Annotated in this window: 27 protein-coding genes and 1 tRNA gene; 6 read left to right on the top strand and 22 right to left on the bottom strand. The window is 70.4% G+C overall.

From position 1 onward, the window contains the following. Nucleotides 1-10: 10 nt before the first annotated feature. The 3 genes from cobA to LG334_RS01540 form a co-directional block, all read right to left on the bottom strand. A complete protein-coding gene (gene cobA / locus LG334_RS01550; protein WP_404382644.1) occupies nucleotides 11-847 on the bottom strand; it encodes a uroporphyrinogen-III C-methyltransferase in 837 nt (278 codons plus the stop codon). Nucleotides 848-919: 72 nt separating this feature from the next. Continuing rightward, on the bottom strand, nucleotides 920-1,249 hold the full coding sequence (locus LG334_RS01545; RefSeq protein WP_404382642.1) for a nucleotidyltransferase domain-containing protein: 330 nt from the start codon (nucleotides 1,247-1,249) through the stop codon (nucleotides 920-922). A gap of 152 nt (nucleotides 1,250-1,401) precedes the next feature. Continuing rightward, complete coding sequence (locus LG334_RS01540; RefSeq protein WP_404382640.1) at nucleotides 1,402-3,414, bottom strand: transglycosylase domain-containing protein; 2,013 nt, start codon at nucleotides 3,412-3,414, stop codon at nucleotides 1,402-1,404. 201 nt (nucleotides 3,415-3,615) lie between these two features. On the opposite strand from LG334_RS01540, the gene LG334_RS01535 reads away from it, so the two are divergent. Next, nucleotides 3,616-3,858 (top strand): hypothetical protein, encoded by a 243-nt coding sequence (locus LG334_RS01535; RefSeq protein ID WP_404382638.1) that lies wholly within the window; start codon nucleotides 3,616-3,618, stop codon nucleotides 3,856-3,858. A gap of 171 nt (nucleotides 3,859-4,029) precedes the next feature. Continuing rightward, the gene (locus tag LG334_RS01530) at nucleotides 4,030-4,389 is read left to right on the top strand and encodes a hypothetical protein (protein WP_404382636.1); all 360 of its coding nucleotides are present in this window, start codon (nucleotides 4,030-4,032) and stop codon (nucleotides 4,387-4,389) included. A 3-nt stretch (nucleotides 4,390-4,392) separates the two neighbouring features. On the opposite strand, the gene modC is transcribed toward LG334_RS01530, so the two are convergent. Genes modC through modA form a run of 3 tightly spaced genes read right to left on the bottom strand, consistent with a single transcriptional unit; the run spans nucleotide 4,393 to nucleotide 7,029 of the window. Next, entirely contained in the window at nucleotides 4,393-5,511 is a 1,119-nt protein-coding gene (gene modC / locus LG334_RS01525; protein ID WP_404382634.1) for a molybdenum ABC transporter ATP-binding protein, read from the bottom strand. Between the two features lie 10 nt (nucleotides 5,512-5,521). Further along, the gene (gene modB / locus LG334_RS01520; RefSeq protein WP_404382632.1) at nucleotides 5,522-6,220 is read right to left on the bottom strand and encodes a molybdate ABC transporter permease subunit; all 699 of its coding nucleotides are present in this window, start codon (nucleotides 6,218-6,220) and stop codon (nucleotides 5,522-5,524) included. After that, the gene (gene modA, locus LG334_RS01515) at nucleotides 6,220-7,029 is read right to left on the bottom strand and encodes a molybdate ABC transporter substrate-binding protein (protein WP_404382630.1); all 810 of its coding nucleotides are present in this window, start codon (nucleotides 7,027-7,029) and stop codon (nucleotides 6,220-6,222) included. The genes modB and modA overlap by 1 nt, the downstream gene beginning before the upstream one ends. A gap of 190 nt (nucleotides 7,030-7,219) precedes the next feature. Between modA and LG334_RS01510 the strand changes: the two genes are divergently transcribed. Together LG334_RS01510 and LG334_RS01505 are read left to right on the top strand one after the other, a co-directional pair. Continuing rightward, nucleotides 7,220-8,032, top strand: coding sequence for a hypothetical protein (locus tag LG334_RS01510; RefSeq protein WP_404382628.1), 813 nt, complete (start codon nucleotides 7,220-7,222; stop codon nucleotides 8,030-8,032). A 34-nt stretch (nucleotides 8,033-8,066) separates the two neighbouring features. Then, nucleotides 8,067-9,596 carry a deoxyribodipyrimidine photo-lyase/cryptochrome family protein gene (locus tag LG334_RS01505; RefSeq protein ID WP_404382626.1) on the top strand — a complete coding sequence of 510 codons (1,530 nt, stop codon included), beginning with the start codon at nucleotides 8,067-8,069 and terminating at the stop codon, nucleotides 9,594-9,596. A gap of 43 nt (nucleotides 9,597-9,639) precedes the next feature. Here the strand turns inward: LG334_RS01505 and LG334_RS01500 are convergent, their stop codons facing one another. From LG334_RS01500 to LG334_RS01480, 5 genes are all read right to left on the bottom strand, one after another. Next, nucleotides 9,640-10,593, bottom strand: coding sequence for an acetyl-CoA carboxylase carboxyltransferase subunit alpha (locus LG334_RS01500; RefSeq protein ID WP_404382624.1), 954 nt, complete (start codon nucleotides 10,591-10,593; stop codon nucleotides 9,640-9,642). Between the two features lie 132 nt (nucleotides 10,594-10,725). Further along, a complete protein-coding gene (locus LG334_RS01495) occupies nucleotides 10,726-11,709 on the bottom strand; it encodes an HpcH/HpaI aldolase/citrate lyase family protein (RefSeq protein WP_404382622.1) in 984 nt (327 codons plus the stop codon). 186 nt (nucleotides 11,710-11,895) lie between these two features. Next, nucleotides 11,896-12,474 (bottom strand): demethoxyubiquinone hydroxylase family protein, encoded by a 579-nt coding sequence (locus tag LG334_RS01490; protein WP_404382620.1) that lies wholly within the window; start codon nucleotides 12,472-12,474, stop codon nucleotides 11,896-11,898. Nucleotides 12,475-12,496: 22 nt separating this feature from the next. Continuing rightward, a complete protein-coding gene (locus tag LG334_RS01485; protein WP_404382618.1) occupies nucleotides 12,497-13,015 on the bottom strand; it encodes a disulfide bond formation protein B in 519 nt (172 codons plus the stop codon). Nucleotides 13,016-13,017: 2 nt separating this feature from the next. Beyond that, nucleotides 13,018-13,596 (bottom strand): YqaA family protein, encoded by a 579-nt coding sequence (locus LG334_RS01480; RefSeq protein WP_404382616.1) that lies wholly within the window; start codon nucleotides 13,594-13,596, stop codon nucleotides 13,018-13,020. 127 nt (nucleotides 13,597-13,723) lie between these two features. Here LG334_RS01480 and LG334_RS01475 point away from each other — a divergent pair. Beyond that, nucleotides 13,724-13,808 (top strand) — tRNA-Leu (locus tag LG334_RS01475). 81 nt (nucleotides 13,809-13,889) lie between these two features. On the opposite strand, the gene LG334_RS01470 is transcribed toward LG334_RS01475, so the two are convergent. Both LG334_RS01470 and LG334_RS01465 read right to left on the bottom strand, forming a co-directional pair. Then, nucleotides 13,890-14,864, bottom strand: coding sequence for an FG-GAP repeat domain-containing protein (locus tag LG334_RS01470; RefSeq protein ID WP_404382614.1), 975 nt, complete (start codon nucleotides 14,862-14,864; stop codon nucleotides 13,890-13,892). A gap of 152 nt (nucleotides 14,865-15,016) precedes the next feature. Beyond that, nucleotides 15,017-15,235 carry a hypothetical protein gene (locus tag LG334_RS01465; protein WP_404382612.1) on the bottom strand — a complete coding sequence of 73 codons (219 nt, stop codon included), beginning with the start codon at nucleotides 15,233-15,235 and terminating at the stop codon, nucleotides 15,017-15,019. Between the two features lie 123 nt (nucleotides 15,236-15,358). Between LG334_RS01465 and LG334_RS01460 the strand changes: the two genes are divergently transcribed. Further along, complete coding sequence (locus tag LG334_RS01460) at nucleotides 15,359-16,273, top strand: LysR family transcriptional regulator (RefSeq protein ID WP_404382610.1); 915 nt, start codon at nucleotides 15,359-15,361, stop codon at nucleotides 16,271-16,273. An 11-nt stretch (nucleotides 16,274-16,284) separates the two neighbouring features. On the opposite strand, the gene LG334_RS01455 is transcribed toward LG334_RS01460, so the two are convergent. From LG334_RS01455 to LG334_RS01415, 9 genes are all read right to left on the bottom strand, one after another. Beyond that, a complete protein-coding gene (locus LG334_RS01455; RefSeq protein WP_404382608.1) occupies nucleotides 16,285-16,791 on the bottom strand; it encodes a GNAT family N-acetyltransferase in 507 nt (168 codons plus the stop codon). A 75-nt stretch (nucleotides 16,792-16,866) separates the two neighbouring features. After that, nucleotides 16,867-18,318: a TrkH family potassium uptake protein gene (locus LG334_RS01450; protein WP_404382606.1), complete on the bottom strand. Its 1,452-nt coding sequence runs from the start codon at nucleotides 18,316-18,318 to the stop codon at nucleotides 16,867-16,869. A 149-nt stretch (nucleotides 18,319-18,467) separates the two neighbouring features. Continuing rightward, nucleotides 18,468-19,163, bottom strand: a complete 696-nt coding sequence (gene folE, locus LG334_RS01445; RefSeq protein WP_404382604.1) for a GTP cyclohydrolase I FolE — start codon at nucleotides 19,161-19,163, stop codon at nucleotides 18,468-18,470. 136 nt (nucleotides 19,164-19,299) lie between these two features. Then, nucleotides 19,300-19,692, bottom strand: a complete 393-nt coding sequence (apaG, locus tag LG334_RS01440) for a Co2+/Mg2+ efflux protein ApaG (protein ID WP_404382602.1) — start codon at nucleotides 19,690-19,692, stop codon at nucleotides 19,300-19,302. Nucleotides 19,693-20,312: 620 nt separating this feature from the next. Continuing rightward, nucleotides 20,313-21,314, bottom strand: a complete 1,002-nt coding sequence (locus LG334_RS01435) for a pseudouridine synthase (RefSeq protein WP_404382600.1) — start codon at nucleotides 21,312-21,314, stop codon at nucleotides 20,313-20,315. Nucleotides 21,315-21,316: 2 nt separating this feature from the next. Then, nucleotides 21,317-22,375: a lysine-2,3-aminomutase-like protein gene (locus LG334_RS01430; RefSeq protein ID WP_404382598.1), complete on the bottom strand. Its 1,059-nt coding sequence runs from the start codon at nucleotides 22,373-22,375 to the stop codon at nucleotides 21,317-21,319. Nucleotides 22,376-22,519: 144 nt separating this feature from the next. Further along, nucleotides 22,520-22,879 (bottom strand): hypothetical protein, encoded by a 360-nt coding sequence (locus LG334_RS01425; protein WP_404382596.1) that lies wholly within the window; start codon nucleotides 22,877-22,879, stop codon nucleotides 22,520-22,522. 104 nt (nucleotides 22,880-22,983) lie between these two features. Further along, a complete protein-coding gene (locus tag LG334_RS01420; RefSeq protein WP_404382594.1) occupies nucleotides 22,984-24,411 on the bottom strand; it encodes a homospermidine synthase in 1,428 nt (475 codons plus the stop codon). A 108-nt stretch (nucleotides 24,412-24,519) separates the two neighbouring features. Continuing rightward, the gene (locus tag LG334_RS01415; protein ID WP_404382592.1) at nucleotides 24,520-25,104 is read right to left on the bottom strand and encodes a phosphoribosyltransferase; all 585 of its coding nucleotides are present in this window, start codon (nucleotides 25,102-25,104) and stop codon (nucleotides 24,520-24,522) included. Nucleotides 25,105-25,260 lie beyond the last annotated feature (156 nt).

Raw genomic sequence — 25,260 nt, 5'->3', positions numbered from 1 at the left:
GCCGCCGCGTTCAGCCGGCGCGTGCGACCGTCTTGTCCTCCGCGTCCAGCACCGTGCGCACGGCCGTCGACGGCGGCGCGGCGGCGGGCGCGGGCGTCCACCAGTCCAGGTGTTCGCGGAAATCCACCGTCCTGCCCACCACCACGATGGCCGGCGGGGCGATGCCCTCGCGCGCCGCGGCGTCGGCCAGGTCCTTGAGCGGGGCCGTGACCACGCGCTGCTCGGGCGTGGCGGCGCTGGCGACCACGGCGGCGCTGTCGGCGGGGTCGCGGCCGCCGTCGATCAGCCGCTCGACGATGGTCGGCAGGTGCTTGAGCGCCATGTAGAAGACGATGACCGGGCTGCCCTTGGCCAGCTCCGGCCAGCGGATGCCGTCGGGCACCTCGCCGGTGGAGGCATGGCCGGTGACGAAGGTGACGGCGGCGTTGGTGTCGCGCGTCGTGGCGGGAATGCCGGCATAGGCCAGCCCGCCGACGCCGGCGGTCACACCCGGCACCACGCGGAAGGGAATCCCCGCCTGCGACAGCGCGCGCGCTTCCTCCGCGCCGCGCCCGAAGACGAAGGGATCGCCGCCCTTCAGCCGCAGCACCTTCTTGCCCTCCAGCGCCAGCGCGATGAGGCTGTTGGTGATGTCGGGCTGCCTGGGGCTGGGCTTTCCGCCCCGCTTGCCGGCGTAGACCAGTTCCGCGTCCGGATTGGCGAGCGCAAGCGCGCCCTGGTCCACCAGCGCGTCATAGACCACCACGTCGGCATGGCCGAGCGCATGGGCAGCCAGCAGGGTCAGCAGGCCCGGATCCCCCGGCCCGGCGCCCACCAGCCACACCCATCCGCGATCGAACGTCGGCAAGGAGAACGGCAACGTGTCCATGCCCGGCAAGCTAGCGCAACGCGCGGCGCGATGCCAGTGGATAGCGGGGTGTCATGAGGACGCCTCCGCCAGCATGCCGGCCTCCGGCTTCACCAGGTCGTCGAGATCGGCAAACAGGTCAATGAAGGCCGGCAGCATCGGCCATCTCCGTCGGGATGCCGGTTTTCCAGGGGTCGCGCAGTTCGTCCAGACAGCAGTTCGTCCAGACAGCAGTTCGTCCAGACAGACGACCTCCACCGGAATGTCGCCAGCAATCTCTTGTGCGTGGCTTTCAATGGTGCATTTGCGGTCGCGCGGGCAAGTGACCGCGAGGTCGATGTCCGACGCCACGCCGAAGCGGCCCGAGGCCAGCGACCCGAACACCCGGGTCTCGATCCCCAACGCCCCGTACGCCGACGATGGCGTGCACCGCCGCCACCGCCCGCGCTCGGCGAGCGGCCGTCTGGCGCTCGCGTACCACATCCATGCGGGTTCGAATGGCCGCTGTCATGGGCCCATCATCGCCGGACCCGCCGAGGGACGCAACTCCCTCCTCACGGCAGAGCGCGTGCCGGCAGCCCCTGCTCCGCCGCATCCATCACCTTGTGCCAGACCCTGGCCGGGAGGCCGCCGCCGGTGACGCCGGCGGTGGGCGTGCCGTCGTCGTTGCCCATCCACACCCCCGTCACGTAATGCGCCGTGTAGCCCACGAACCAGGCGTCGCGGCTGTCCTGGCTGGTGCCGGTCTTGCCAGCCTCCGGCCGGCCCGGCAGGTCCGCCGCCGAGCCCGTGCCATTGGAGACGACGGCGGTCATCATGGTGTTCATGTCCGAGATCACCTCCGGCCGCGCGACGCGCCCCGTGCCCCCGCCGGACCGGCGATAGAGCACGCGGCCGTCACGGGTGCGGATTTCAACGATGCCGTGGGGCACCACACCCCAGCCGCCGTTGGCGAAGGGGACATAGGCGCCCGTCAGGTCCAGCAGCGTCGTCTCCGAGGTGCCGAGCGCGATGGACAGGTTGTCGGAAATGGGCGTGGTGACGCCGAAGCGGCGCGCGGTCCGGGTCACGGCGTCCACGCCCACCTCCTGCGCCGCCTTCACCGCCACCGTGTTGACCGACCGCGCCATGGCGTCGGTCAGGGTGATGGCGCCGAGATAGCGGCCGTCGAAGTTGCGCGGGCTCCAGCCGTCCACCGTCACCGGTTCATCGGCCATGACGGTGGCCGGGCCCAACCCGCCCTCCACCGCCGCCGCGAAGACGAAGGGCTTGAAGGCGCTGCCCGGCTGGCGCATGGCCTGGGTCGCGCGGTTGAACTGACTGGCGGCGTAGGACCGCCCGCCCACCATGGCGCGCACCGCACCGTCGGTGTCCAGCACCACCACGGCGCCCTGGCCCACGGTCTGAAGCTTGCCCTCGCGCGCCAAAGCCGCCGACAGGGCATCCTCCGCGGCCCGCTGAATGCCGGGGTCCAGCGTGGTGACCACCGTCAGGTCCTGCTGCACGCGGCCGATGTAGCCCTCCAGGTCGTCCATCACCCAATCGGCGAAATAGCGGCCCGGCCGCGCCCGGTCCAGCCCCGCCACCTGCAACCCCTCGGCGGCCCTCTCGGCCTGCCCGGCCGTCAGGTATCCGGCCTCCACCAGGTTGCCCAGCACCTCGCGCCCGCGCCGGGCGGCGAGTTCGGGATTGGCGGCGGGATTGTAGCGGCTGGGCGCCTTCATCAGCCCGGCCAGCACGGCCGCCTGCCAGAGGCTCACGCGCCTGGCCGGGACGTCGAAATAGCGTTGCGCCGCGGCTTCCATCCCGTGCACGCCGGCGCCCAGGTAGACGCGGTTCATGTAGATGGTCAGGATTTCGTCCTTGGTGAAGTTCTGCTCCAGCCACAGGGCCAGCAACACCTCCTGCACCTTGCGCTTGATGGTGCGCTCGTGCGTGAGAAACAGGTTCTTGGCGACCTGCTGGGTGATGGTCGACCCGCCCTGCACAACGTGCCCGGCGCGCAGGTTGGCGATCGTGGCGCGCGCCAGGCCGAAGACGTCCAGGCCGAAATGCTCGTAGAACCGCCGGTCCTCCGTCGCCAGGATGGCCTGGGGCAGGTAGGGCGGCACGTCGTCCACGGTGACCACCGCGCCGTAGACGTCGCCGAAGCTGGCCACCCGCGAGCCGTCGGCGGCGACCACCGTGACGCCGGGCTGGCGGGTCATGGCCTCCACGTCGTCGACGCGCGGCAGGTCGTAGGCGAACCACGCCAGCACGCCCAGGCCGATGACGAAGCCCCATATGCCGGCGACCAGGGTCCAGCGGGCGAGCCGCCAGCCCCATGTGCGGCGGCGCGATTTCGGTGCGGCCTTCTTTTTCCTGCCGTCGCCCCGCTTTCCGCCGCCGCGTCCGCCGGGACCGCCGCCCGAGCGTCCCTTGGCGGCCGGCCCGTTCCCGCCTCGGCGCCCGTCGGCCCGGCTTTCCGAGTCGGGCCTTGCGCCGCCACGTCCCGCGCGTTTTCCGGCCATCAGGAAGCCGCCGTCGAGCGCATCGAGACCGGCGCGAACGGCGCCCTTGACGCGCATTCTCCCGCCCGCGCTCAATCGCGGCGACTCGTGCATGATCCGGGAGTCGTGGATCGTTAGGCTTAGGGAGGGCTGCAACTTTCCGCTACTCGGCCTTTTGCGATGCGGGAAGAAAATGTAGAGTTCCGCTCCCTGACGCAACCCGGCCGTGACGGGCAGACATCAGAGCCGGGACCGCCAGGACGGAAAAGAGCATCGCCGATGAACGAGGACCACACGCGGGGAGTGGAACGGGTGAAGGACGCAGAGACGTTCGAATTGACCTTGGGCAGCGGCTTGGCGGAGCGCCTGCGGGCTCTGGCGGCGCGCTCGGGCCACCATGTCGAGGACTGTCTGGTGGAGGCCGTCGGAGAATACGTGGCGACGCGCGAGGACTTCCTTGCAGCCATGAGCCACCTGGAAGAGGCCGAGGAACGGGTGTTCCTGCGCGTCGTGGGAGAGTGACGGGCGGGCCGCGTTGCGTTGCGCATCGCAGTCGGCGGCTCGCGGAATGCCTTGCGGATCGCGAACGGCGGCACCGACACCCCGCTGGAATCAGAACAAGTCCAAGCTGTTGAGAGTCGGCACGGCGCTTGCTGCCGGTGAATGACGTCCGTCATTCGCCGGCAGCCATGCATGTCCGACCGCACCCAACCAGTTGCCGCCCGCGTCACCGCCGCCGCGCCGCTGACGCATCAACCTCCTCAGCGCCTGCCTCCGGCCGCTGCCTGGCGGGCGCGCACCGTGGACGGGATCATCCGGCAGGGCCTGCTGACCGTGCGCCGCGAATCGAGCGACACCCGCGCGGCCGAGGCTCTTGGCGCCATTTTCTTCTCCCTCGGGCGCCGGCCGCGGCTGCCGGAGTGCCAGCGCCAGACCCTGCGGGACCTAGCCGCCGGGCTGCGCGCCTGCCTCGACCCCGGCGCCGAGGCCAGCCACTGGCGGCAGGTGACGGCGCTGATCGACGACCTGCTGGAGACAAGCCGGCGGCTGTGAGGCCTACCCCGCCGCCCGCTGCGGGGGCGGGGCTTCGTGTCCGGCGACGTCGGCGCGGGTCAGCGCGACGGACTTGACCAGCGCATGCACCACCTGCCCCGGCTGCAGGGCCATGGTTTCCAGCGCGCGCGTGGTGATGCGGGCCCACACCGTGCAGCCGGCATCCAGCCGCACGTCCACCTGGCCCTCCTGCGGCGGCCCGATCTCGCGGATCACCGCGGGAAAGACGTTCTGGAAACTGGTGTCGCGCGGCGGGCTGAGGGCGATGCCCACCTCTCCGGCCCGGATGCGCACGCGCACCGCCGCGCCCACCGGAAGGTCCATGCGCCGGACCGACAGCCGTCCGCCGGGAAAAGCCAGCAGGGTCATGTGGTGGGCGGCATCGTGGGCCTGCACCGTCGTGGTCAGCACGGCCCCGGCCTCGGCCGCGTCCACCGCCCCCGACAGGTGCAGTTCCCCCACCACATCCTCCACCGGGCCCGCCGCCACTGCCTTGCCGCCGTCCATGAGCACCAGCGTGTCGGCCAGCCGCAGGATTTCGTCCAGCGAGTGGCTGACGTAGAGAACGGGAATGGCGAAATGCTTGGGCAGGTCGGCGATGAAGGGCAGAACCTCGCCCTTCCGCGTCTCGTCGAGCGCGGCCAGCGGCTCGTCCATGAGCAGGAGCCGCGGACTGGTCAGCAGCGCCCGGCCGATGGCGACGCGCTGCTTCTCGCCGCCCGACAGCCTGGCCGGCCGGCGGTCGAGCAGGGGCGCGATGCCCAGCATACCCACCACGTCGTCGAAGGCGATCACCCGCCGCGCCGACGGCACCAGCTTCATGCCGTAGGTCAGGTTGGCGCGCACCGTCATGTGCGGGAACAGGCGACCGTCCTGGAACACGTAGCCGCAGCGCCGCCGGTCCATGGGCAGGTCGACGCGGGCGGCCGAGTCGAACAGCGCCGCCCCGTTCACCGCGATGCGGCCCTCGTCGGGACGGCTCAGGCCCGCCACCATGTTGATGACCGACGTCTTGCCCGATCCCGACCGGCCGAACAGCGCCGTGACCCCGGCGGCCGGGGAATCAAAGGCGGCGTCCAGAAGGAAATCGCCCTGCCGCTTGCGTACCGATACATCGAGCATGACGCCCCCTTCAGCCCTTCAGCCGTTTCTGCATGCGGCGGGCGAGAAGCTCCGATGCCACCAGGGCCGCCAGGGCCAGCACGGCGGAGATAACGCACAGCCGGAAGGCCGCCGCGTCGCCGCCGGGGACCTGGGTCAGCGTGTAGAGCGCCAGCGGCAGCGTGCGCGTCTCGCCGGGAATGTTGGAGGCAAAGGTGATGGTCGCCCCGAATTCCGACAGCGACCGCGCAAACGCCAGGATCAACCCCGTCAGCACACCCGGCCCCACCAGCGGCAGGGTGACCGTGGCGAACACCCGGATCGGCGAGGCACCCAGCGTCCGCGCCGCCTGCTCCAGCCCGCGGTCGACGGCTTCCATTGAAAGGCGGATGGCGCGCACCATGAGCGGAAAGGCCATGACCGCCGAGGCAATGGCGGCGGCCTTCCAGGTGAAGGCGAACTGGATGCCGAACCAGTCATACAGATATTCACCGACCACGCCGCGCCGTCCCAGCGTCACCAGCAGCACATAGCCCGTCACCACCGGCGGCAGCACCAGCGGCATGTGGATCAGTCCGTCCACCAGCACCTTGCCGGGGAAGTCCCGCCGCGCCAGCAGCCAGGCGATGGCGATGCCGAGCGGCAGGCTGCCCGCCACCGCCCAGAGGGAGACCCGGAGGCTCAGGCTCAGGGCCTCGCGCTCCAGGTCCGTCAGGGTCAGCGCCTCCATCACTGGCCTGGGGCGGATGTCGTGCGGAAGCCGTGGCGGGCGAAGATCTCCGCCGCCGTCTCGCTTCCCAGGAAGGCCAGCAGGGCGCGAGCCGCCGGCGAGTCCGCCACCAGCGCCACCGGATAGGTGATGGCCTTGTGGCTGCCTTCGGGGAAAATGCCGACGATTTTGACACCGTCGCTGATGGCCGCATCGGTGGAGTAGACGATGCCGAGCGGCACCTCGCCGCGCTCCACCAGCGCCAGCGCGGCACGCACGTCGTTGGCACGCGCGAGGGCCGGCGCGGCGGTGTCCCACAGGCCGAGGCTCTTCAGCGCGTCCTCGGCGTACATGCCGGCAGGCACATGGTCGGGATCGCCGACGGACAGCCGTCCGCCGTCCAGCAGGGCGGCCAGGTCCAGGCCGGCGTCGACCGTCACGTTTTCCAGCGGCGAATCGGCCGGCGCGATCAACACCAGCGCGTTGCCCAGCAAATCGGCGCGGGTGCCGTCGACCAGCAGGCCGGCCTCTTCCAGATAGTCCATCCAGCGCGGGTTGGCGGGCACATACATCTCGGCCGGGGCGCCCTGCTCGATCTGCTTGGCGAGCGTCGACGACGACGCGAAGGACGGGGTGACGGCGGTGCCCGTCGCCTCGGTAAACGCCGCGATCACGTCCTGCATGGCGTTGGTGGTCGAGGCGGCGGCGAAAAGGCTGGTCCCGGCGGCGGAAGCGGCGGTCGCCCCGGCGCCAAAGGCCAGGCCCCAGGTGAGGCAGGCGGCGGCGGCCCAGCGCCCCAGACACCCCCAACCCATGAAGCGGTCCATCATGAAGCTCTCCTGTTCCCGTAGTCGGATCGTCGGCTGGGGACGTCCGCTCCCTCTCCGGGGCTTTGATGGTTACCGTTATATCCGCCTGAATATAGCGGCGACCACCAAAAAAGCATGTCCTTGCGCGGGAAAAGCGATCGCCGGGCTGCTACACTCGCCTGGAACGGTCGGACCAGGGGAGGAAAAGGCCATGCGCGTTCAGGCAGTTGGCGCCGTTGCGGCGGTTGTGGCGGCGATGGCGGTGGTGGCGGCCGCAGCTCCGGCGCCGGCCGTGGCGGCCGATGCCGTGCCGCCGGACCTGATGCACGACGGCGCGCCGCTGGACCCGCTGTGCTTCGACTCGTGGATGGACGCACCCACGGTCGACGTGACCACCTGCGGCGAGGCCGACCACATCATTCCTGTGGAGCGCGGGGCGAACGCGGAGGCCGGCTGGCACGGCTACACCTACCGGCTGGCCGATCTGCCGGAAGACGCCGGCATCCGCGGCTGGGTCGCCTGGCGCTACCTGGGCGAGACCGAGGCCGGGCATGTGGTGGAGACCTATCACCACGGCGGCGGCAGCGGCCAGTTCACCGACGTCCAGACCGTCCGGCGCGACGGCGACCGCCTGCACCTGGTGGAGACCCACATGGGCGGCGACCGCTGCAACGGCGGGGTTGCCGCGGCGGCCGTGGCGGGCGGTACGGTGGCGGGGTCGGTGAACATCACCCCCTACGACCTTCTGGCGCTGGCGCTCGGCGAGCAGGACGTGCCGTTCGAGGCCTACGACGACATCGCCTCCTGCGCCATCTGCTGCGTCGGCAAGGCCACGTTCGTGGGCGACGACCTGGCCTGGGTGACGCTGGACCCGCTGGAAGGCGGCTTCGCGGGCCCGGACGACTCCGGCACGCCCCAGGCCTGTCTCGATTCGCTGCTGCGTGACAGCCATCGGTCCCTGACCGCGCCGGAACTCGCGCGCCTGGGCCGCGACGTCCTTGCGCGCTGCGCCGGCGGCGGCTGATCCGGCGCGGCGGCGGCGGCGTAGACCGCCCGCCATGAGCCGCCCCGTTCACATTGTCTGGTTCAAGCGCGACCTGCGCGTCGCCGACCATGCCCCGCTCGCCCGCGCGGCGGCGGCGGGAGCGGTCGTCCCGCTGTACGTGATCGAGCCCGATCTGTGGCGCCAGCCCGACGCCTCCGGCCGCCAATGGTCCTTCCTGCGCGAGTGCCTGATGGACCTGCGCCGGTCGCTGGCCGCCCTGGGAGCACCGCTGGTGGTGCGGGTGGGCGCGGTGACGGAGGTGCTTGAGGACCTGCGCGCGTCGCCGGGCATCGCCGGTCTGTGGTCGCACGAGGAGACGGGCAATGCCTGGACCTATGCCCGCGACCGCGCCGTCGCCGCCTGGGCCCGGTCCCACGGCATCCGGTGGACGGAGCTGCCGCAGACGGGCGTCGTGCGGGGCCTCAAGCGCCGCGACGGCTGGGCGAGGCGGTGGGACGGGTTCATGGCGCGGCCCCTGACGCCGACGCCGATGCCCGGTGCCCTGACGCCGGTGCCGGGACTCGATCCCGGCCCGCTGCCGGACGCCGTTCCCGTCGCCGCCGACCCGTGCCCCGGCCGGCAGGGCGGCGGCCGGGCGGCGGCGCTGGCGTTGCTGGACAGTTTTCTGGACGGCCGGGGCGCGGACTACCGGCGCGGCATGTCGAGCCCGCTCACCGCGCCCGACACGTGCTCGCGCCTGTCACCCCATCTGGCCTTCGGCACCGTGTCCCTGCGCGAAGTGACGCAGGCGGCGTGGCGCCGGCGACGGTCAGGCTCCGGCGGCATGGGCGGCGGGGCGCTGGACAGTTTCACCGCACGGCTGCACTGGCACTGCCACTTCATCCAGAAGCTGGAGGACGCGCCGGCGCACGAGGTCGGCAATGTTCACCGGGGCCACGACGGCCTGCGGGAGGATGCCTTCAACCCGGCGCTGTTCGACGCCTGGGCGGCGGGGCGCACCGGCATTCCCTTCGTGGACGCCTGCATGCGCTTTCTGACGCGGACCGGGTGGATCAACTTCCGCATGCGGGCGATGCTGACCTCGTTCGCGGCATACCAGTTGTGGCTGCACTGGCGCGCGCCGGGGCTGCACCTCGCGCGTCTGTTCACCGACTACGAGCCGGGCATCCACTGGAACCAGGTGCAGATGCAGAGCGGCACCACGGGCATCAATACGCTGCGCGTCTACAATCCGGTGAAGCAGTCCCGCGAGCACGATCCCGACGGCACCTTCATCCGCCGCTGGGTGCCCGAACTGGCGTCCGTTCCGGCGCCGCTGATCCATGCGCCCTGGCACCTGTCCCCCATCGAACGCGCCGACTGCGGCCTTGCCGCCACCGGCTATCCGCCGCCGGTGGTCGACCACGAGGCGGCGGCGCGGCGGGCGCGCGAGGGGATGCATGCATTGCGCAAGTCCGATGTGTTCCGGGCGGAGGCCGACGCCATTCAGGCCCGCCACGGCAGCCGGAAAAGCGGCATCGCCAACCGGGGCGGCCGCCGAAGGTCCGCGCCGGACGCGCGGCAGATGTCGCTGGACGTGTAAGGGCGTCGGCGGTGGCCGGCCGGGGCCGGCCACCGGCGTACGCTTATTCCAGGCCGTTGCGGCCCATTTCGATGAACTTGTCCCGGCGCCGCGCACGCAGGACGCCGCCTTCCGTCGGGATCAGTTTCGACAGGTGGCGCTCCAGCGCGTCACCGACCGACTCGATGGCGGCCTTGCGCGAGCGATGGGCGCCGCCCAGCGGCTCGGGCACGATCTCGTCGATCACCTTCAGGCGGTGCAGGTCCTGGGCGGTCAGCTTCAGCGCCTCGGCGGCGGCCTGGGCCTGGTCGCCGGACCGCCACAGGATGCCGGCGCAGCCCTCGGGGCTGATGACCGAATAGATGGAATGCTCCAGCATCAGAACGGAATTGGCCGAGGCCAGCGCGATGGCGCCGCCCGATCCGCCCTCGCCGATGATGCACGACACCAGCGGCACGCGGATGTCGAGGCACGTCTCGATGGCGCGCGCGATGGCTTCGGCCTGGCCGCGTTCCTCGGCCGCGACGCCGGGGTAGGCGCCGGCGGTGTCGACAAGCGTGATGACCGGCAGCCGGAAACGGTCGGCCATGCGCATCAGGCGGCGGGCCTTGCGGTAGCCGTCGGGCATGGCCATGCCGAAGTTGTGCTTCACGCGCGTTTCGGTGTCATGGCCCTTTTCCTGGCCGATCACCATGACGCTGCGGCCGCGGAACCGCCCGACGCCGCCGACGATGGCATGATCCTCGGCGAAGGTGCGGTCGCCTGCGAGCGGCTCGAAATCCTCGATCAACTGGCGCACGTAGTCCAGGCAGTGCGGCCGGTCGGGGTGGCGCGCGACCTGGGTCTTCTGCCAAGGGCTGAGCTTGGCGTAGGTGGCCTTGAGCTGCTTTTCCACCTTCGCCTGAAGGCGGGCGACCTCGTCGGCGATGTTGATGCCGTCGTCGTCCGACAGGTGGCGCAGATCGGCGATCTTGCCTTCCAGTTCGGCGATGGGCTTTTCGAAGTCGAGAAAATTCATGGCGTCCTGGTTCGTCGCTTCAAGCGGCCCAAGGGATACCATAGGCAGCGCCGCGGGGAAGCCCCAAAAACGGAGGAACCCGGCCGAAGGGTGCCCCGGCCGGGTTGTCTCGTGCCTGTGGTGCGGGCCTCCTTACCGGCCGGCGGCCTTGATCTGCTCGGCCATCTTGACCAGCACCTGGGCCTGCTTGATCGACGCGATGTCGATCAGCTTGCCGTTGAGCGTCACCGCGCCCTGGCCGGCCTTCTGCGCCTCTTCCATGGCGTCCAGGATGGCCTGGGCCTGGGCGACGTCCTTGTCGGACGGGCTGTAGATCTCGTTGGCCAGCGCCACCTGGTTGGGATGGATGGCCCACTTGCCCTCGCAGCCCAGAATGGCGGCGCGGCGCGCCTGGGCCTTGTAGCCCTCGGGGTCGGAGAAATCGCCGAACGGGCCGTCGATGGGGCGCAGGCCGTTGGCGCGCGCGGCGACCACCATGCGGGCGATGGCATAGTGCCACATGTCGCCCCAGTGGAAGTCGCGGTTGCCGGAGTCGTCCGCGTCCGTCAGCACGCCATAGTTCGGGTTGGGCCCGCCGATGCCCACCGTGCGCGCGGCCGTGGAGGCGGCGTAGTCGGCCACGCCGAAGTGCAGGCTTTCATTGCGCTTCGACGCCGCGGCGATCTCGTGGACGTTCTGCATGCCGAGCGCGGTTTCGATGATCATCTCGAAGCCGACCTTCTTGGTCCAGCCCTTGGCCTGCTCGATCTGGGTGCAGAGCATGTCCACCGCATAGATGTCGGACGCCGTGCCGGCCTTGGGAATCATGATGAGGTCGATCTTGTCGACCGCGTTTTCCATGATCTGGATCACGTCCTGGTACATGTAATGGGTATCAAGACCGTTGATGCGCACCGAGATGGTCTTGCCGCCCCAGTCCAGGTCGTTCACCGCCTCGATAATATTCTTGCGCGCCTGGGCCTTCTCGGAGGGGGCGACGGCGTCTTCCAGGTCCAGGAACACCATGTCGGCATCGCCCGCGGCGGCCTTCTCCAGGAACCGGGTGTTGGAGCCTGGAACCGCCTGTTCGCTGCGATTCAGGCGCGGCGGCGCCGGTTCGGCCACGGTGAAGCTCATCCGTCTGTCCTCCCAAAATGGTCAGCAATAAAATTTCAAACCGCCTTGCGGCGGCGAAACGATCGGCATAGATGGCCCGACCGCGCCCCGGAAGTCAATGCCGTTGTGCGGTGCGAAGTTGCGGTGTGGGAGGGGAGGGAGCATAGGCGGTCGGGGGATCGGCGCGACCCCCCCGGACCCCCTCGTTCAGATTCTGGTGCTCAGCCAGATGGCGAACTTGGACCCGTTGCGCACCAGCCCGTAGAGCAGGTTGTAGCCCGGCGTCTGCTCGGCCTTGTGCTCGTAGCCGATGTCGCGGTGCTCCAGCTCTTCCAGGCGGAAGCGCTCCACCGTCTCCTTCAGCTCGTGCTCGTCGTCGCCCAGCTTCTCGCGCTGTTCGGCGTAGTGCTCGTCGATGGCCTCTTCCACGGCCACGGTGCAGGCCATGGCGGCCTTCTCGCCCATCAGAGCGGTGCCTGCGCCCAGCGCAAACCCCATGACGTGCCACAGGGGTTGCAGCACCGTCGGACGGACCTGGCGCTTGCCCACCTCGTCGGTGAAGTAGCGCAGGTGTTCCTTTTCCTGGTCCAGCATGTGGCGCAGCGTCGGGCCGATCTTGGTGCGGCCCAGCACCGCGATCTGGCCCGAGTAGATGCGCACCGCGCCGTACTCGCCGGCCTGGTTGACGCGGCACAGGCGTTCGAGGAACTGCTCGCGGTCCGGGTCGCCGGGCAGGCGGTTCTCGACGGTGCGCTTCAGGTTGGCGCGGGTCTCGTGCGTGGACATGGGCAGCTTCCTCGACAGTCCTTCAGCGGGCGTTCCACAACGCGGCCCGGCGTGCGGCGAAAAGCGACGCGGCGCCGAGCACCAAACTCAGAACAACATTGTAGCCGGGCAGCGAGATGCCGAACAGGGACCAGGCGACTTCATCGCACCGGGCCAGTTGCGGCGGGCTTTCCAGCGCTGCGCGCATCTCGGCCAGGCTTTGCGGCGCTCCGCCGGTCGGGGCGGCGCACTGGGCGGTGCCTTCCCACCAGTGCTGCTCCACGCCGACGTGAAAGCCCGCGATGCCCATGTTTACGAGAAACACCAGACCGCAGACCGCCACGATCGCCCGCCGCACGCGCGGCCCCAGCCCCGGCAGCAGGGCGACCGCGGCCAGAACGCCCGCCACCGCGAAGGGCACGCGCTGCCACAGGCACAGGATGCAGGGCTGCACGTCCAGCACATGCTCCAGGAACAGCGCCCCGCCCAGCGCGGCGGCGCAGACGGCCAGAATGGCAAGCGGCACGAGGCGGGCGTTGGGAAGCGTCATCGCGACGGCCATGATTACAGGAACTTCAGCAGGGCGAAGCCGCCGAACAGCAGCACGAAGAACAGAATCGTCAGCTTGCCCAGATGCTTCTCGATAAAGATGCGGATCGGCGGCCCGAACTTCCAGAGCAGCGCGGCGACCAGGAAGAACCGCGCCGTGCGGCTGATGGCCGAGGCCACGCCGAACACCACCGGGTCCAGCTGCGTCACGCCGCTGGCGATAGTGATGACCTTGTAGGGAAACGGCGTGAAACCCGCCATGCCGACGATCCACGCGCCCCATTCGTTGTACAGGGCCTGAAAGTCCGTGAACTTTTCCAGGTAGCCGTAGAAGGCCAGGATGGGCTCGCCGATGCTCTCGTACAGGAAAAAACCAACCGCATAGCCGGCATAGCCGCCGGTGACGCTGGCAACGGCGCAGACGCCGGCGATCTTCCACGCCTTTTCGCGCGCCGCCAGCACCATGGGAATCAGCAGCACGTCCGGCGGGATGGGAAAGATCGAGCTTTCGATGAAGGAGATCAGGGCCAGCGTCCACAGGGCGTGGGGCTGTGCAGCCTGGCGCATGGTCCAGTCGTAGGTCCGTTGCAGCACGCGGGAAGGCTCCGTTGCGTGGGCGTTGTCCGTCGTGTAGCAGCTTGCCCGGCGTCGGGCAACGCCGAGGACCGTTGCGGCATTGGCGCGGGCGGTGTAGAACAGCGGTCTTCGGGCCGGTCCCGATGGGGGCATGGCGGAACTGGTAGACGCGCTCGACTCAAAATCGAGTGGCTTCGGCCTTGGGGGTTCGAGTCCCCCTGCCCCTACCACCGGCTCGTTTTTCCTCTGCCCCTCAGGCGCCGGGCGGGCGCTGACCGCGCCCTTGGCTCACGCCGCAGGGGCGGGCGCCATCACGGACGCAGCGGCACCACGGCCAGTTCGCCGCCAGTGGTCCCCATCACGAACCCATGACCCGTCGCCACGATGCGGGTGCCCAGGGCACCGGGCAGACTGACGCGCGTCGCCTCGCGAATGCGCTCGGGCGTCACCGTCAGCACCCGCAGGCTGGTGCGCGGCTGGTCGGGCAGCAGGATGTCGGGGCGGCCGTCGCCGGTCATGTCGGCGATGGCGTGCAGGTCCAGCACGGGCGTGCCGATGGCGTGGTTGGAGACGCCGGCCATGGAGCCCTGATGGTGCAGGGCGCCGTCGCGCCACTCCCACACATGCAGGATGCCGCCGATGTGCGGTGTTTCCACCGCCGCCACCTCCATGCGGCCGTCTCCGTCGAAGTCCGCCGCGCCCACCGGATTGATCCAGCGGTTGGGAATGCCCGGGGGCTCGGTCGCGGCCAGCGGCGCCAGCGCGCCGTCGCGCAGGCCGTAGACGGCCACCGCCGCGCCCCGGTCCTCATGGGCCCGCACCACGATCACCTCGTCGCGGCCGTCGCCGTCGAGGTCGGCAAGCCGCGGGTGCAGGTCCTCGAACACCTGGGTCTCGGGCAGGACGTGCTCCACCATGCCGCCGCCGTCGGCCGGCCGGACCCGCAGGGCGGCGGCCTCCAGCGAATCGCCCAGGACGCCGTGGGCATAGCGCGGCGTCGGCCGGGCCAACCACGCCAGGGCAATGTCGCGGTCGCCTTCCACGGCCCGGCCCTGGGGGATCAGGCCGGGCGCATCCGGGCCGTTCCCCGGCAGCGGCGGCGCCGCCGGCACAAGGCCGAGCCGGCCGCCCTGGGCGGACACGCGGTACCGGGTGCCGGAGCGGGTGAGGATCACGCCGTCTGGACCGATCGACTCCACCGCCATCGACTGCGCCCGCCCGGCGCCATCGGACAGCGCCGGCGCCAGCACCCCGGCGAGGAGGAGGAAGAGGATCAGCACGCGCATGGGCGGGTATCCGGGCCTTGGAACTCAGGGATTGGCCGGAGTCATGGTCCGCAAGGCCGGGCCGCCGCGCAAGATGCGGCACCGGACGCGCAGGTCACGATGCCGCGAGGAGTAGGTCTTCGGATCGAAAGATCGACGCGCCGGGCGCGCCGTCAGCAGTCGGTGCAGGCGACGATGCGCAGGTCGCCGCGGGGCGGCACCACGATGCGCTGGCGCGGGCGGAACACGTCGGCAAGCCAGGACCGCAGGTTGGCGGCCATGGCGAAGGCGGCGCGCGACCGCTCGGCCCGTCCCCGGCCCATGGCGCGCCGCCGTTCGGCCGGCGTGGGGACGCGACTCGCATACTCGCTGAACAAGGGCTTGGGCTCCATGGGAGGGGTCTCCTGGTCACTGCGTTATCCGTTGATCCCAACATAGGAAGCCTCGCGTCGTTTGATAATCCCCGCTACCATGGAAATACCTTTTCCAATTTGTTGAAGATGGAGCGCGGCGCCGTGGAGTTGGATGACCTGAACCTGTTCGTGAAGGCGGTGGCGGCGGGAAACCTGTCGGCGGCGGGGCGGGAACTGGGCCTGTCGCCGGCGGTGGCGTCCAAGCGCATCGCCGGGCTGGAGACACGGGTTGGCGCGCGGCTCCTGCACCGCACCACCCGCGCCGTCACCCCGACCGAGGAAGGCACGGCCTTCCACGCCCATGCCCTGCGGGTGCTGGAGGAAATGGAGGAGGCCATGGCGGCGGTGCGGGCCGACGGGGCGCCGCGCGGGCATCTGCGGGTGACGGTGCCGGCCAGCTTCGGGCTGATGCACATCTCGCCCCTGGTGCCGGAATTCCTGCGCGACCACCCGGAGATCACCATGGAACTGCACATGGCGGATTCGCTGGTGGATATCGTGGACGAGGGGTTCGACTGCGCCATCCGCATCGCGGCGCTGAAGGATTCCACCCTGGTCGCCCGCAAGCTCGCGCCCAACCGCCGCATCGTCTGTGCGGCGCCCGAATACCTGGCGCGCATGGGCACGCCGCAGCGGGTACAGGATCTGGTCGACCACAACTGCCTGGTCCACAACGACCAGAACCTGTGGGACTTCGACACGCCCCAGGGGCGCCGGAGCGTGCGGGTCTCGGGCTCGCTGAAAACCAACCACGCGGGCGTGCTGCGCGACGCGGTGGCCAAGGGGCTGGGGATCGCGCGCAAATCCACCTGGGACATCGGCGAGCAACTGGCCCGCGGCGACCTGGTGCCGCTGTTCCCCGACTGCTGCATCGCCACCGACGTGGCGGTGTGGGCGGTCTATCCCAGTGCGCGGTTCGTCGCGCCCAAGGTGCGGGCGTTCATCGGGTTCCTGGCCGACCGCTTCGGCCCCGAACCCTATTGGGACCAGGGCCTGCCGGAGCGGTTCAAGGTGTGAGCGTGCCGCCCCTACATCCGCAAGGCGCGGTCCATCATCCCCAGCGGACGGTGCAGGCGGATGTGGGGGCCGAGCGGCGGCAGGTCGAATTCCTGGCCCTCGCGCACGAAGCCGAAGCGGCGGTAGAAGGGCTCCACGGCGGTGCGGGCGTTGCACCACAGAAGGCCGCCGTCCTGCTGCAGCGCGCAGTGGGCGATGACGGCGCGCAGCAACGCCGCTCCGACGCCCTGGCCGCGCCAGGGGGCTTCCACCGCCATGCCGCGGATGCGCCAGTCGGGGCCGTCGGTGGAGCCGTCCTCAGCCTCGCGGAAGACCGAGGCGACGCCGATCAGGTCGCCCTCGGCCCAGGCGCCGGCGTGGTAGGTGGTGGCGGCGGCGTCGCCGGCGTAGTGGCAGGCTTCCAGCGGCTGCATCGGGCGCAGAACGGCATGGCGCAGCGGGATCGTGTCGCGCGCGGTGATGGGCGCAAGGCGGAAGCGGGACAAACGGCCGGAACTGTCGTGTTCGAGCGTGGGCATGGGCGGACGTCCTTGTTGAACGACCCTTGAAATGTGGGGGCGCCGACGCCCGCCGTCACCCCCGTAAAGCGTGTCTCAGTCGCGCCAGAAGCGGGGCAGCAGCAGCACCAGCACGGTGTACAGCTCCAGCCGTCCCAGCAGCATCCCGAAGGCCAGCAGCCACTTGGCCGCGTCGGGCAGCGGCGCGAAGTTGCCCGCCGGGCCGATGGTGTCGCCCAGCCCCGGCCCCACGTTGCTGATGGCGGTCACCGCGCCCGAGACCGCCGTCACCAGGTCCAGCCCCATCAGGCCCAGCGCCATGGCCAGGAAGGCGCAGGACAGCAGATAAAGGAAGAAGAACCCCATCACCGCCTCGCCCACGCCGGCCTGGATGGGGCGGTGGTTGAAGTAGGGGATGAACACGCCGTGCGGCTGGAGCAGCCGCTTGATCTGCATCCGGGCGGTCTCGTAGAGGATCTGGAAGCGGAAAATCTTGATGGCACAGGTGGTCGACCCCGCACAGCCGCCGACGAACATCAGGCAGAACAGCGCGACCACGGGAAAGCCCGTCCAGGCATTGAAGTCGGCGGTGGCATAGCCGGTGCCGGTCATCACGGAGGTGACGTTGAACGACGCATAGCGCAGCGCCGTGCCGACGTCGAAGCCGTCGTAGGCCCACAGCCACCACGTCACCAGCACGATGGCGACGGCCAGGCTGCCGAGATACCAATGCACCTGGGTGTCGCGCACCAGCCGTCCACCCTGGCCGCGCAGGGCCTGGAGCAGCAGCAGGAAGGGAATGCCGCCGGTGATCATGCCGCAGGTGATGATGGCGTCCACCAAGGCGCTGTCGAAGGCGCCGACGGAGGCATCGCGGGTGGAATAGCCGCCGGTGGCGATGGTGGTCATGGCGTGGGCCACGGAGTCGAACCCCGAAAGCCCCGCCAGCCACAGCAGGAAGGCCGTCAGGAAGGTCAAGCCGATGTACAGGCCCACCAGCGCGCCGGCCAGCTGCGTGGCGCGCGGCAGGATCTTTTCCTGTGCCTCGAAAGCCTCGACGCGGAACATCTGCATGCCGCCGACGCGCAGCATGGGCAGGATGGTCAGCGCCATGATGATGATGCCCAGGCCGCCGAGCCATTGCAGCACCGACCGCCACAGCAGCAGCCCCGGCGGCGCCAGGTCCAGGCCGGTCATGACGGTGGAGCCGGTGGTGGTGATGCCCGACATGGCCTCGAAAAAGGCGTCGGTATAGGACAGCCCCGCCAGCCACAGGGGCAGGGCGGCGAACGCCGGCAGGCACAACCAGGCCATGTTGGTCACCAGAAAGGCCTGGCGCAGGGAAAAGACAAGATCGGCCGCCCGGCTCGTCAGCACCAGCGCGGCTCCGACGAACACGCCCAACCCGCCGGCGATGGCGAACACCTGCCAGTCGGGGTTGCCGACGTACAGGTCCACCACCAGCGGCAGGATCATGCCGGCCGAAAGCACAAGCAGCAGCCAACCGATGATAAGGGTCACCGGCCGGAAATCTATGTTGGTGATCACCTGGCCTCCCGCCACTCCCGCGCGCGAATACGGTTTCCTTACAGGCAACCACGAGGAGGGTAAAGGGAAACGCGGCGGCGCACAAACACGCGGCCCGAGCAAAAGCCCGGGCCGCCATGACTTGTCCGCGGTGCGGTGCGGTGCGGCTGCTAGAAGTGGCCGCGGTCGCCCGAAATCAGCGCCATGAACTCGCGGCGCGTCGTCGGGTTGTCGCGGAAGGCGCCCAGCATGCGGCTGGTGACCATGGTCACGCCCGGCTTGCGGATGCCGCGCGTGGTCATGCACTGGTGGGCGGCTTCCATGACGACGGCGACCCCCTTGGGCTGCAGCACGTCGTTGATGGCGTTGGCGATCTGGGCCGTCAGCTTTTCCTGGATCTGCAGGCGCTTGGCGTAGATTTCCACCACCCGCGCCAGCTTCGAGATGCCCACCACGCGCCGGTCGGGCAGATAGGCGATATGCGCCTTGCCGATGATCGGCACCATGTGGTGCTCGCAGTGGCTTTCGATGCGGATGTCGCGCAGAAGCACCATCTCGTCGTAACCGTCGGTTTCTTCGAAGGTGCGGCGCAGGATGTCTTCGGGGTCCTCGCCGTAGCCCGCGAAGAACTCCTCGTAGGCGCGGGCGACGCGGGCGGGCGTGTCGATCAGCCCTTCGCGCGTCGGGTCGTCGCCGGCCCAGCGCAGAAGCGTGCGGATGGCGGCCTCGGCCTGCTCGCGCGAGGGGCGGCCGGCGTCGGCGGCAGAGGCGGGGGTGGAGTCGGTGGCGCGCGGGGCCGTGGCGGTGGCGCCTTCGCGGAAATCGCGCAGGGCGGACGGCGTCTTGACGGGCTTGGCTTCGGTCACGGGCACACTCTCCAGTCTCTCGGCTCCGGCCGGCGCCGTCGGTCGGCGCGGGCGGATGGGCCCCATATCGGTCGGGGACCGGCGGTCGGCAAGTTCTTCAACCGTCGATCGGTGGCGATACGGAGGCGGCGGCGGCTCAGTTCACCGCCGTGCGGTCGTGCGGGCTGTCCAGCGAGAAGGCGGGAACGGCCGCCTCGAAGTGGTCGCCGTCCTCGTCCATCATCTCGTAGGCGCCGACCATGATCCCCGACGGCGTCGTCAGCGGCGTGCCGCTGGTGTACTCGTAGGAGTCGCCGGGATGGATGACGGGCTGCTCGCCCACCACGCCGGCCCCGCGCACCTCCTGCACATGGCCATGCGCGTCTGTGATGCGCCAATGGCGGTTGAGAAGCTGGACGGTCTTCTCCCCGCCGTTCCGGATGGTCACCTGATAGGCCCAGACGAACCGGTTCTCCTCCACCGAGGACTGGTCCTCGAGGAAGACCGACCGGACTTCAATGGTGATGTCGTGGGTGGTCTGTCGGTACATGGGGAAAAGCGCCTGTGTCCGCACGCTTGGCAGTCGGGAAAGGGGGCGGGACGGACCCCTGTCGCTACAGGCTTTAAGGTAGGGCGGGCGTGTCAAATCTGCAAAAAAAATCCCCGCCGGCGAACCGGCGGGGGAAGGTATTTGAGAGAGAGTGAGAGAGTAGAGAGTCGAGATAGACCTCACAGAAGGGAACGACGTTACCCCCCATGGAGTTCCATGCGATCCTCAAAAAAACGCGGGTGCCGTGGCACCGGTCGCGTCTTCCAGCTCTTAAATGGGAATATGCGGACCGCGCCGTCAACCCCATGCGCAGTGATGATGAATCACACGTTGCCCCGCTGTATCGCCATGGACCGCAGGCTTCCGCGCCCTTTGGGCGACAAGGGCGCCGGCGGCTCGCGCGGATGTGATCGGGGGCCGGCGGCGGCCTCGCGCTGCAACACGCGCGGCCCGCAGTGATTCAGCTGTATCACCGGCCCGAGTCGCGCCCGCCGCCGACGGCAAGGCCCCGCAGCCGCCTCCGCAAGACGTAGATGGCGTGTCGGGGGATCGCGCACCGCCGCGTGACGGCGCGGTGACGGGGCTGTGAGCGGAGGTGGACAGCAGCGGTGCCGGACGGATCACCCGCGCGGCAGGACGTCCTTGCGCCTGACCTCGCGCCAGCGCCCGCGCGGCAGGTCGCCCAGGTCCAGCGCGCCGATGGACACCCGCACCAGCCGCAGCGTCGGATGGCCGACAGCGGCGGTCATGCGGCGGACCTGGCGGTTGCGGCCCTCGGTCAGCGTGATCTTCAGCCAGGTCGTCGGGATGTGGCGGCGCTCGCGGATGGGCGGGTCGCGCGGCGGCAGGTCGGGGGCGGCCTCCAGCTTTTCCACCCGCGCCGGCCGCGTGACGTAGTCGCGCACCCGCACGCCCTCGCGCAGGGCCTGAAGGGCCGCCTCGTCGGGCTCGCCCTCCACCTGCACCAGATAGCTGCGCTCGTGCCCGTGGCGGGGACTGAGCAGGCGGTTGATGAGGGTGCCGTCGTTGGACAGCAGAAGCAGGCCCTCGCTGTCCATGTCAAGCCGGCCCGCGGCATAGACGCCCGGCGGCAGGTCGAACTCCGCCAGCGCCCGATGACCGCTTTCCGCCGTGAACTGGCTGAGCACGCCGTAGGGTTTGTGGAAGGCGATGTAGCGCGACGCCTCCGTCGGCTTGCGGCGGGGCGTCTCGCGCACGGCGGGCGGCCTGGCGGCCTCCTTGGGCGGCTCGGCCGGGCGCGGCGGGCCGGACAGGCCGTGGCGCGCCGGACGGCGGCCCTTTGCGTCCGCCTTGCGCGCCGGCGCCTTGTCCTCGCGCTCCAGCTCCGGCGCGCCGCGCACCACGCGCGGCTTGCGCGGCGCCCTGCCCATGGCCTCGGGCTTGACGGCCTTGGGGCGCTTGGCGGGGGCGGTGGGTCGGGCTGGCTCCGCCTTGCGGGGCGAGGGCGCGGCCTTGGCCCTGGGCGCAGCGGCGTCCGGCGCGGCGGCGGACGGCGTGGTGGCCTGGGCCTTGGCCGGCTTTTCGGCCTTGGCGCGGCGGAGCGGGTCGCGCTGGCCGCGGCCCTGGCCGGCGGCGGCGCGGTGTCGCTGGATGCTGGGCATGGTCAGGCGCCTCCCTCGGGCACGGGCGGATAGCGGTGCGGGCGGCCCCAGGGATCTTCCACGATGGTGGCATCCGTGTGGCCGGGATCGTCGCGCAGGGCGTCGGGCCCCACCGGCACCTTGCCGTGGCCGCCCGGAATGTCCAGGACATAGGTCGGCTGGCACAGTCCCGACACCGTCCCGCGCAGGGCCTTCACCAGCCGCCGCCCCTCGGCCAGCGGCAGGCGGACATGGCCCGTGCCCTCCGCCAGGTCGGGATGGTGAAGGTAGTAGGGCTTGATGCGGTTGCGCACCATGGCACGGAACAGGTCGGTCAGCGCCTCCGCCGTGTCGTTGACGCCGCGCAGAAGGACCGTCTGCCCCACCAGCGGGATGCCGGCGCCGGACAGGCGCCTGAGCGCGTTGCGCGTCTCGGCGGTGAACTCGGCGGCGTGGTTGGCATGAACGGCCAGCCAGACGGCCGAATCCGCCGCCGCCGCCAGCGCATCCACCAGCGCCGGGGTGACGCGGGCGGGATCGTGCACGGGCAGGCGCGAATGCAGGCGGATGACGCCGACGTGCGCAATGGCGTCCAGCCGTGCGACCAGCGCCTTCAGCCGCCGCGGGCTGAGCACCAGCGGGTCGCCGCCGGTCAGGATCACTTCCCAGATGTCGGGCCGCTCGGCGATGTAGGCGACGGCGCGGTCCAGGTCGGCATCGGGCAGCAGGCCGTCGCCCTGGCCGACCACCGCCCGGCGGAAGCAGAAGCGGCAGTAGGCGGCGCAGACTTCCACCGGCATGAGCAGCACCCGGTCCGGGTAGCGGTGGACCAGGCCCGGCACGGGGCTGTGGACGTCATCGCCGATGGGGTCGGCGCGCTCGTCCGGCGTGATCTCAAGTTCCGCCGCCGAGGGCACGAACTGGCGCGCCAGCGCCGCCCGCGCCGCGTCCGTCGGCGCCTCGGCGATGGCCGCTTCCAGGTGCGGCGTCAGGCGCACGGCAAACCGCTCCGCCACCCGCGCCAGGGCGTCGGCGTCGGTGAAGGCAAGGTCGGCCGGGGCAGGGGAAGCGTCAGTCGCCATTGCGGTCCGGGGCAGAGGAGGGTCGGGGGCCTGCAACGCAGTGGGGCGACCGTCGCCGGCCGCCCCACCATGTGTCTCGGAGCCGTGAATGTCGGGACAGGCGTCCCGCTTGTCAATGTTGATCCGCCGCGGCGGCGCCGTTCCTCAGACCGGCACGGGCTGGATCTGGTTGGGGCGGCTCTTGCGGTCGGAGACCAGCAGCCGCATGGCGGTCTCGAAAGCCTGCCGCACGGCGCCGGCGACGGCGAGGCCGGGGTCCTGGCGACCGGTCTTGGCCTCGGCATGGATGGTGCGCAGGCCGCGCCCGCGGATGTTGACGGTCAGCGCCACCTTGATCGCGGGCGTCCGGCGGCCGCGCCCCAGCTCGCGCGACACCGTCAATCGGCCGTGGGTGAGAGCCGAACAGGCGTGGCCGAGCCTTTCGGAGCGGTCCTCGATATCGGACAGGAGGGCGGGGGAGGATTGCAGGTCAATGAAACGCACGTCGATGGGAAGCATCGTCATCCCCTTATCGTGGTTGACCCCGAGACCTCCATCATGTGGCCGCCGGCCCGCCCGCATCAACCATTTGATGCGCGCGGAACCGGCGTTTGGCGCAGGTCCGATGCTCAGGAAACGCGCACGTTGGAAAACTGCCAGGGATCGTCGGTGTTCACGTCCTCGGGGAACAGGCGCTCGCGGTCCTGAAGCGGCGTCCAGTCGCCCCAGGCGCCCACCACGTCGCCCAGGTAGGGGCGGCAGAGGTCGAGGATGCGGGCGTAGTCCATGTCCTCGGGCTCGACCACGCCGGCGCGCGGGTTCTCCAGCGCCCAGACCATGCCGGCCAGCGCCGCGACGGTCACCTGCAGCGAGGTGGCGTTGTTGTAGGGGGCCAGCTCGCGGGCCTGGTCGATGGACAGGCGGGAGCCGTACCAGTAGACGCCCTTGTCGTTGCCGCACAGCAGCACGCCCAGCTCGTCGATGCCCGAGACGATTTCGTCCATCAGCAGGCGCTGGGTGCCCTGCATGCGCCAGTTCTTGCCCGCCAGCTCGTGCACCGAAAGCACGGCGTCGTCGCAGGGGTGATAGGCGTAATGCACGGTCGGCCGGTAGTCCAGGAACCCGGCCGCGTCGCGCAGGGTCAGGTAGTCGGCCAGCGAGATGCTTTCGTTGTGCGTGATGAGGAAGCCGTGGAACGGCCCCTCCAGCGGCGTCCAGGTGCGCACGCGGGTCGAGGCGCCGGGGCGCATGAGGTAGATGGCGGCGTCGCTGCCGAACTCGTGCCGGCGGCCGTCGACGGGAATGCCGTTCTCGTGGCTGCCCCAGCCCAGTTCGGCGGGCTGGCAGCCTTCGCCGACGAAACCCTCGATGGACCAGGTGTTGACGAACTCCCCCACCGCCTTGGGCTGGTTGGCGACCTGGGTGTCGCGCTCGGCGATGTGGATGACCTTGATGCCCAGCGCCTTCGCCAGCCGCGCCCAGCCCTCGCGGCCGGCGGGTGGCGTCGCCTCGGCCGCGCCGGTCTCGGCGGCCATGTCCAGCAGCGCCTGCTTGACGAAGTGGTTGACCAGCCCGGGGTTGGCGCCGTGGCAGACGACAGCCGTGGGGGCGCCGTCGTTGCCCGGCTCCCGCTGCAGGTCCAGCGCCGATTCGCGCAGGGCGTAGTTGGATCGCTGCGACGGCGTCAGGGTGGTGTCGGTATAGGCGCCGCCCCAGGGCTCCACCACCGTGTCCAGGTACAGCGCGCCGACCTCGCGGCACAGGCGCATGAGCGCCACCGACGACACATCCACCGACAGGTTCAGCAGGAAGTCGCCCTCGCCCAGCAGCGGCTCCAGCAGGGCCCGGTGGTTGTCCTCTGTCACCGGCTCAAGGCGGAAGGTGACGCCCAGGTCCTCGGCCACGTCCTTGCCGCGTTCCTCGGCGGTGATGATGGTGATGCGGTCCCTGGGCATGTCCACATGCCGCAGGACCAGCGGCAGGACGCCCTGGCCGATGGAGCCGAAGCCGACGATGACGAGGCGGCCGGGAAAGGTGACATAGGTGCTGTCGGTCATGCGGGAGGTCCCCCTGGCGTGGTTCGGGCATCCCCTTACGGAATCGCGGGCGGGTGTGCAATCGCGAAAGCAACGCGCCGGCTGCGCGTCCCGGTTTCGCGGACGGGGTCAGTCCACCACCGCAACGTGGTCCAGTTCGCGGAACCGCTCGGCCCAGTCGATGCCGTAGCCCACCACGAACCGGTCGGGGATGGTGAAGCCGGTGAAGTCCGCCGGGCAGTCCACCACCCGGCGCTCGGGCTTGTCCAGCAGCACGGCCAGCGCGGCCCGTCTGGCGCCGGCGTCGCGCATCAGTTCAAGCGCGCGGGCGGCGGTGCGGCCCGAATCGAGGACGTCCTCCACCACCAGCACGGTTTCGCCCTCCACCTCCGGCAGGGTGCCCGTCTGGGTGACGGTGCCCGAGCTTTCCTTGGCCGCGCCGTAGCTGGCGAGTTGCAGGAACTGCACGCGCAGGCGCACCTTCGCGCCGTGGCGGCCCAGGGCTCGCAACAGGTCGGCGGCGAAGACGAAGGCGCCCTTCAGCACCGGGATCATGGTGATGTCCGGCCCCAGCTCGCGCACGATGTCGGCGGCCATGGCGTCGAGCCGGGTGGCGATGTCCTCGGCCGAGATCAGCGTCTGCGGCGTCGCCTGGTCGGGATCGGTGGGGGCCGTGCGCGTCAGGTCGGACGGCTGGCGGGGCATCTCGGTCATGATCGGCCTCGCGGAGGCTGTGGGCGCGGACGGCGAACGGGGCGTCCACTATAGCGATGACGGCCGCCGACACAACGTCGCCGCCGACGTGCGGACCAGATGCCCGGCGGGCGCGTTGTGGTTCGTATTGACTTGCACGCCGATCGCCTGCGTGAT

The sequence above is a fragment of the Caenispirillum salinarum genome (assembly GCF_044803115.1).
Taxonomy (GTDB): domain Bacteria; phylum Pseudomonadota; class Alphaproteobacteria; order Rhodospirillales; family Rhodospirillaceae; genus Caenispirillum; species Caenispirillum salinarum_A.
Note: the sequence above shows the minus strand (reverse complement) of the source record. Positions and strands in the feature narration are given on the sequence as shown.

Excerpts from the sequence above, each read along its gene's own strand:
- apaG (WP_404382602.1), bottom strand. The coding sequence starts at position 19,692 with ATGTACCGACAGACCACCCACGACATCACCATTGAAGTCCGGTCGGTC.
- modC (WP_404382634.1), bottom strand. The coding sequence starts at position 5,511 with ATGCTCGATGTATCGGTACGCAAGCGGCAGGGCGATTTCCTTCTGGAC.
- LG334_RS01485 (WP_404382618.1), bottom strand. The coding sequence starts at position 13,015 with ATGGCCGTCGCGATGACGCTTCCCAACGCCCGCCTCGTGCCGCTTGCC.
- LG334_RS01420 (WP_404382594.1), bottom strand. The coding sequence starts at position 24,411 with ATGACCGACAGCACCTATGTCACCTTTCCCGGCCGCCTCGTCATCGTC.
- LG334_RS01535 (WP_404382638.1), top strand. The coding sequence starts at position 3,616 with ATGAACGAGGACCACACGCGGGGAGTGGAACGGGTGAAGGACGCAGAG.
- LG334_RS01435 (WP_404382600.1), bottom strand. The coding sequence starts at position 21,314 with ATGCCCAGCATCCAGCGACACCGCGCCGCCGCCGGCCAGGGCCGCGGC.
- LG334_RS01490 (WP_404382620.1), bottom strand. The coding sequence starts at position 12,474 with ATGTCCACGCACGAGACCCGCGCCAACCTGAAGCGCACCGTCGAGAAC.
- LG334_RS01495 (WP_404382622.1), bottom strand. The coding sequence starts at position 11,709 with ATGAGCTTCACCGTGGCCGAACCGGCGCCGCCGCGCCTGAATCGCAGC.
- LG334_RS01425 (WP_404382596.1), bottom strand. The coding sequence starts at position 22,879 with ATGACGATGCTTCCCATCGACGTGCGTTTCATTGACCTGCAATCCTCC.
- LG334_RS01465 (WP_404382612.1), bottom strand. The coding sequence starts at position 15,235 with ATGGAGCCCAAGCCCTTGTTCAGCGAGTATGCGAGTCGCGTCCCCACG.
- LG334_RS01530 (WP_404382636.1), top strand. The coding sequence starts at position 4,030 with ATGTCCGACCGCACCCAACCAGTTGCCGCCCGCGTCACCGCCGCCGCG.
- modB (WP_404382632.1), bottom strand. The coding sequence starts at position 6,220 with ATGGAGGCGCTGACCCTGACGGACCTGGAGCGCGAGGCCCTGAGCCTG.
- LG334_RS01430 (WP_404382598.1), bottom strand. The coding sequence starts at position 22,375 with ATGGCGACTGACGCTTCCCCTGCCCCGGCCGACCTTGCCTTCACCGAC.
- LG334_RS01415 (WP_404382592.1), bottom strand. The coding sequence starts at position 25,104 with ATGACCGAGATGCCCCGCCAGCCGTCCGACCTGACGCGCACGGCCCCC.
- modA (WP_404382630.1), bottom strand. The coding sequence starts at position 7,029 with ATGATGGACCGCTTCATGGGTTGGGGGTGTCTGGGGCGCTGGGCCGCC.
- LG334_RS01470 (WP_404382614.1), bottom strand. The coding sequence starts at position 14,864 with ATGCGCGTGCTGATCCTCTTCCTCCTCCTCGCCGGGGTGCTGGCGCCG.
- LG334_RS01510 (WP_404382628.1), top strand. The coding sequence starts at position 7,220 with ATGCGCGTTCAGGCAGTTGGCGCCGTTGCGGCGGTTGTGGCGGCGATG.
- LG334_RS01505 (WP_404382626.1), top strand. The coding sequence starts at position 8,067 with ATGAGCCGCCCCGTTCACATTGTCTGGTTCAAGCGCGACCTGCGCGTC.
- LG334_RS01500 (WP_404382624.1), bottom strand. The coding sequence starts at position 10,593 with ATGAATTTTCTCGACTTCGAAAAGCCCATCGCCGAACTGGAAGGCAAG.
- LG334_RS01540 (WP_404382640.1), bottom strand. The coding sequence starts at position 3,414 with ATGCGCGTCAAGGGCGCCGTTCGCGCCGGTCTCGATGCGCTCGACGGC.
- LG334_RS01455 (WP_404382608.1), bottom strand. The coding sequence starts at position 16,791 with ATGCCCACGCTCGAACACGACAGTTCCGGCCGTTTGTCCCGCTTCCGC.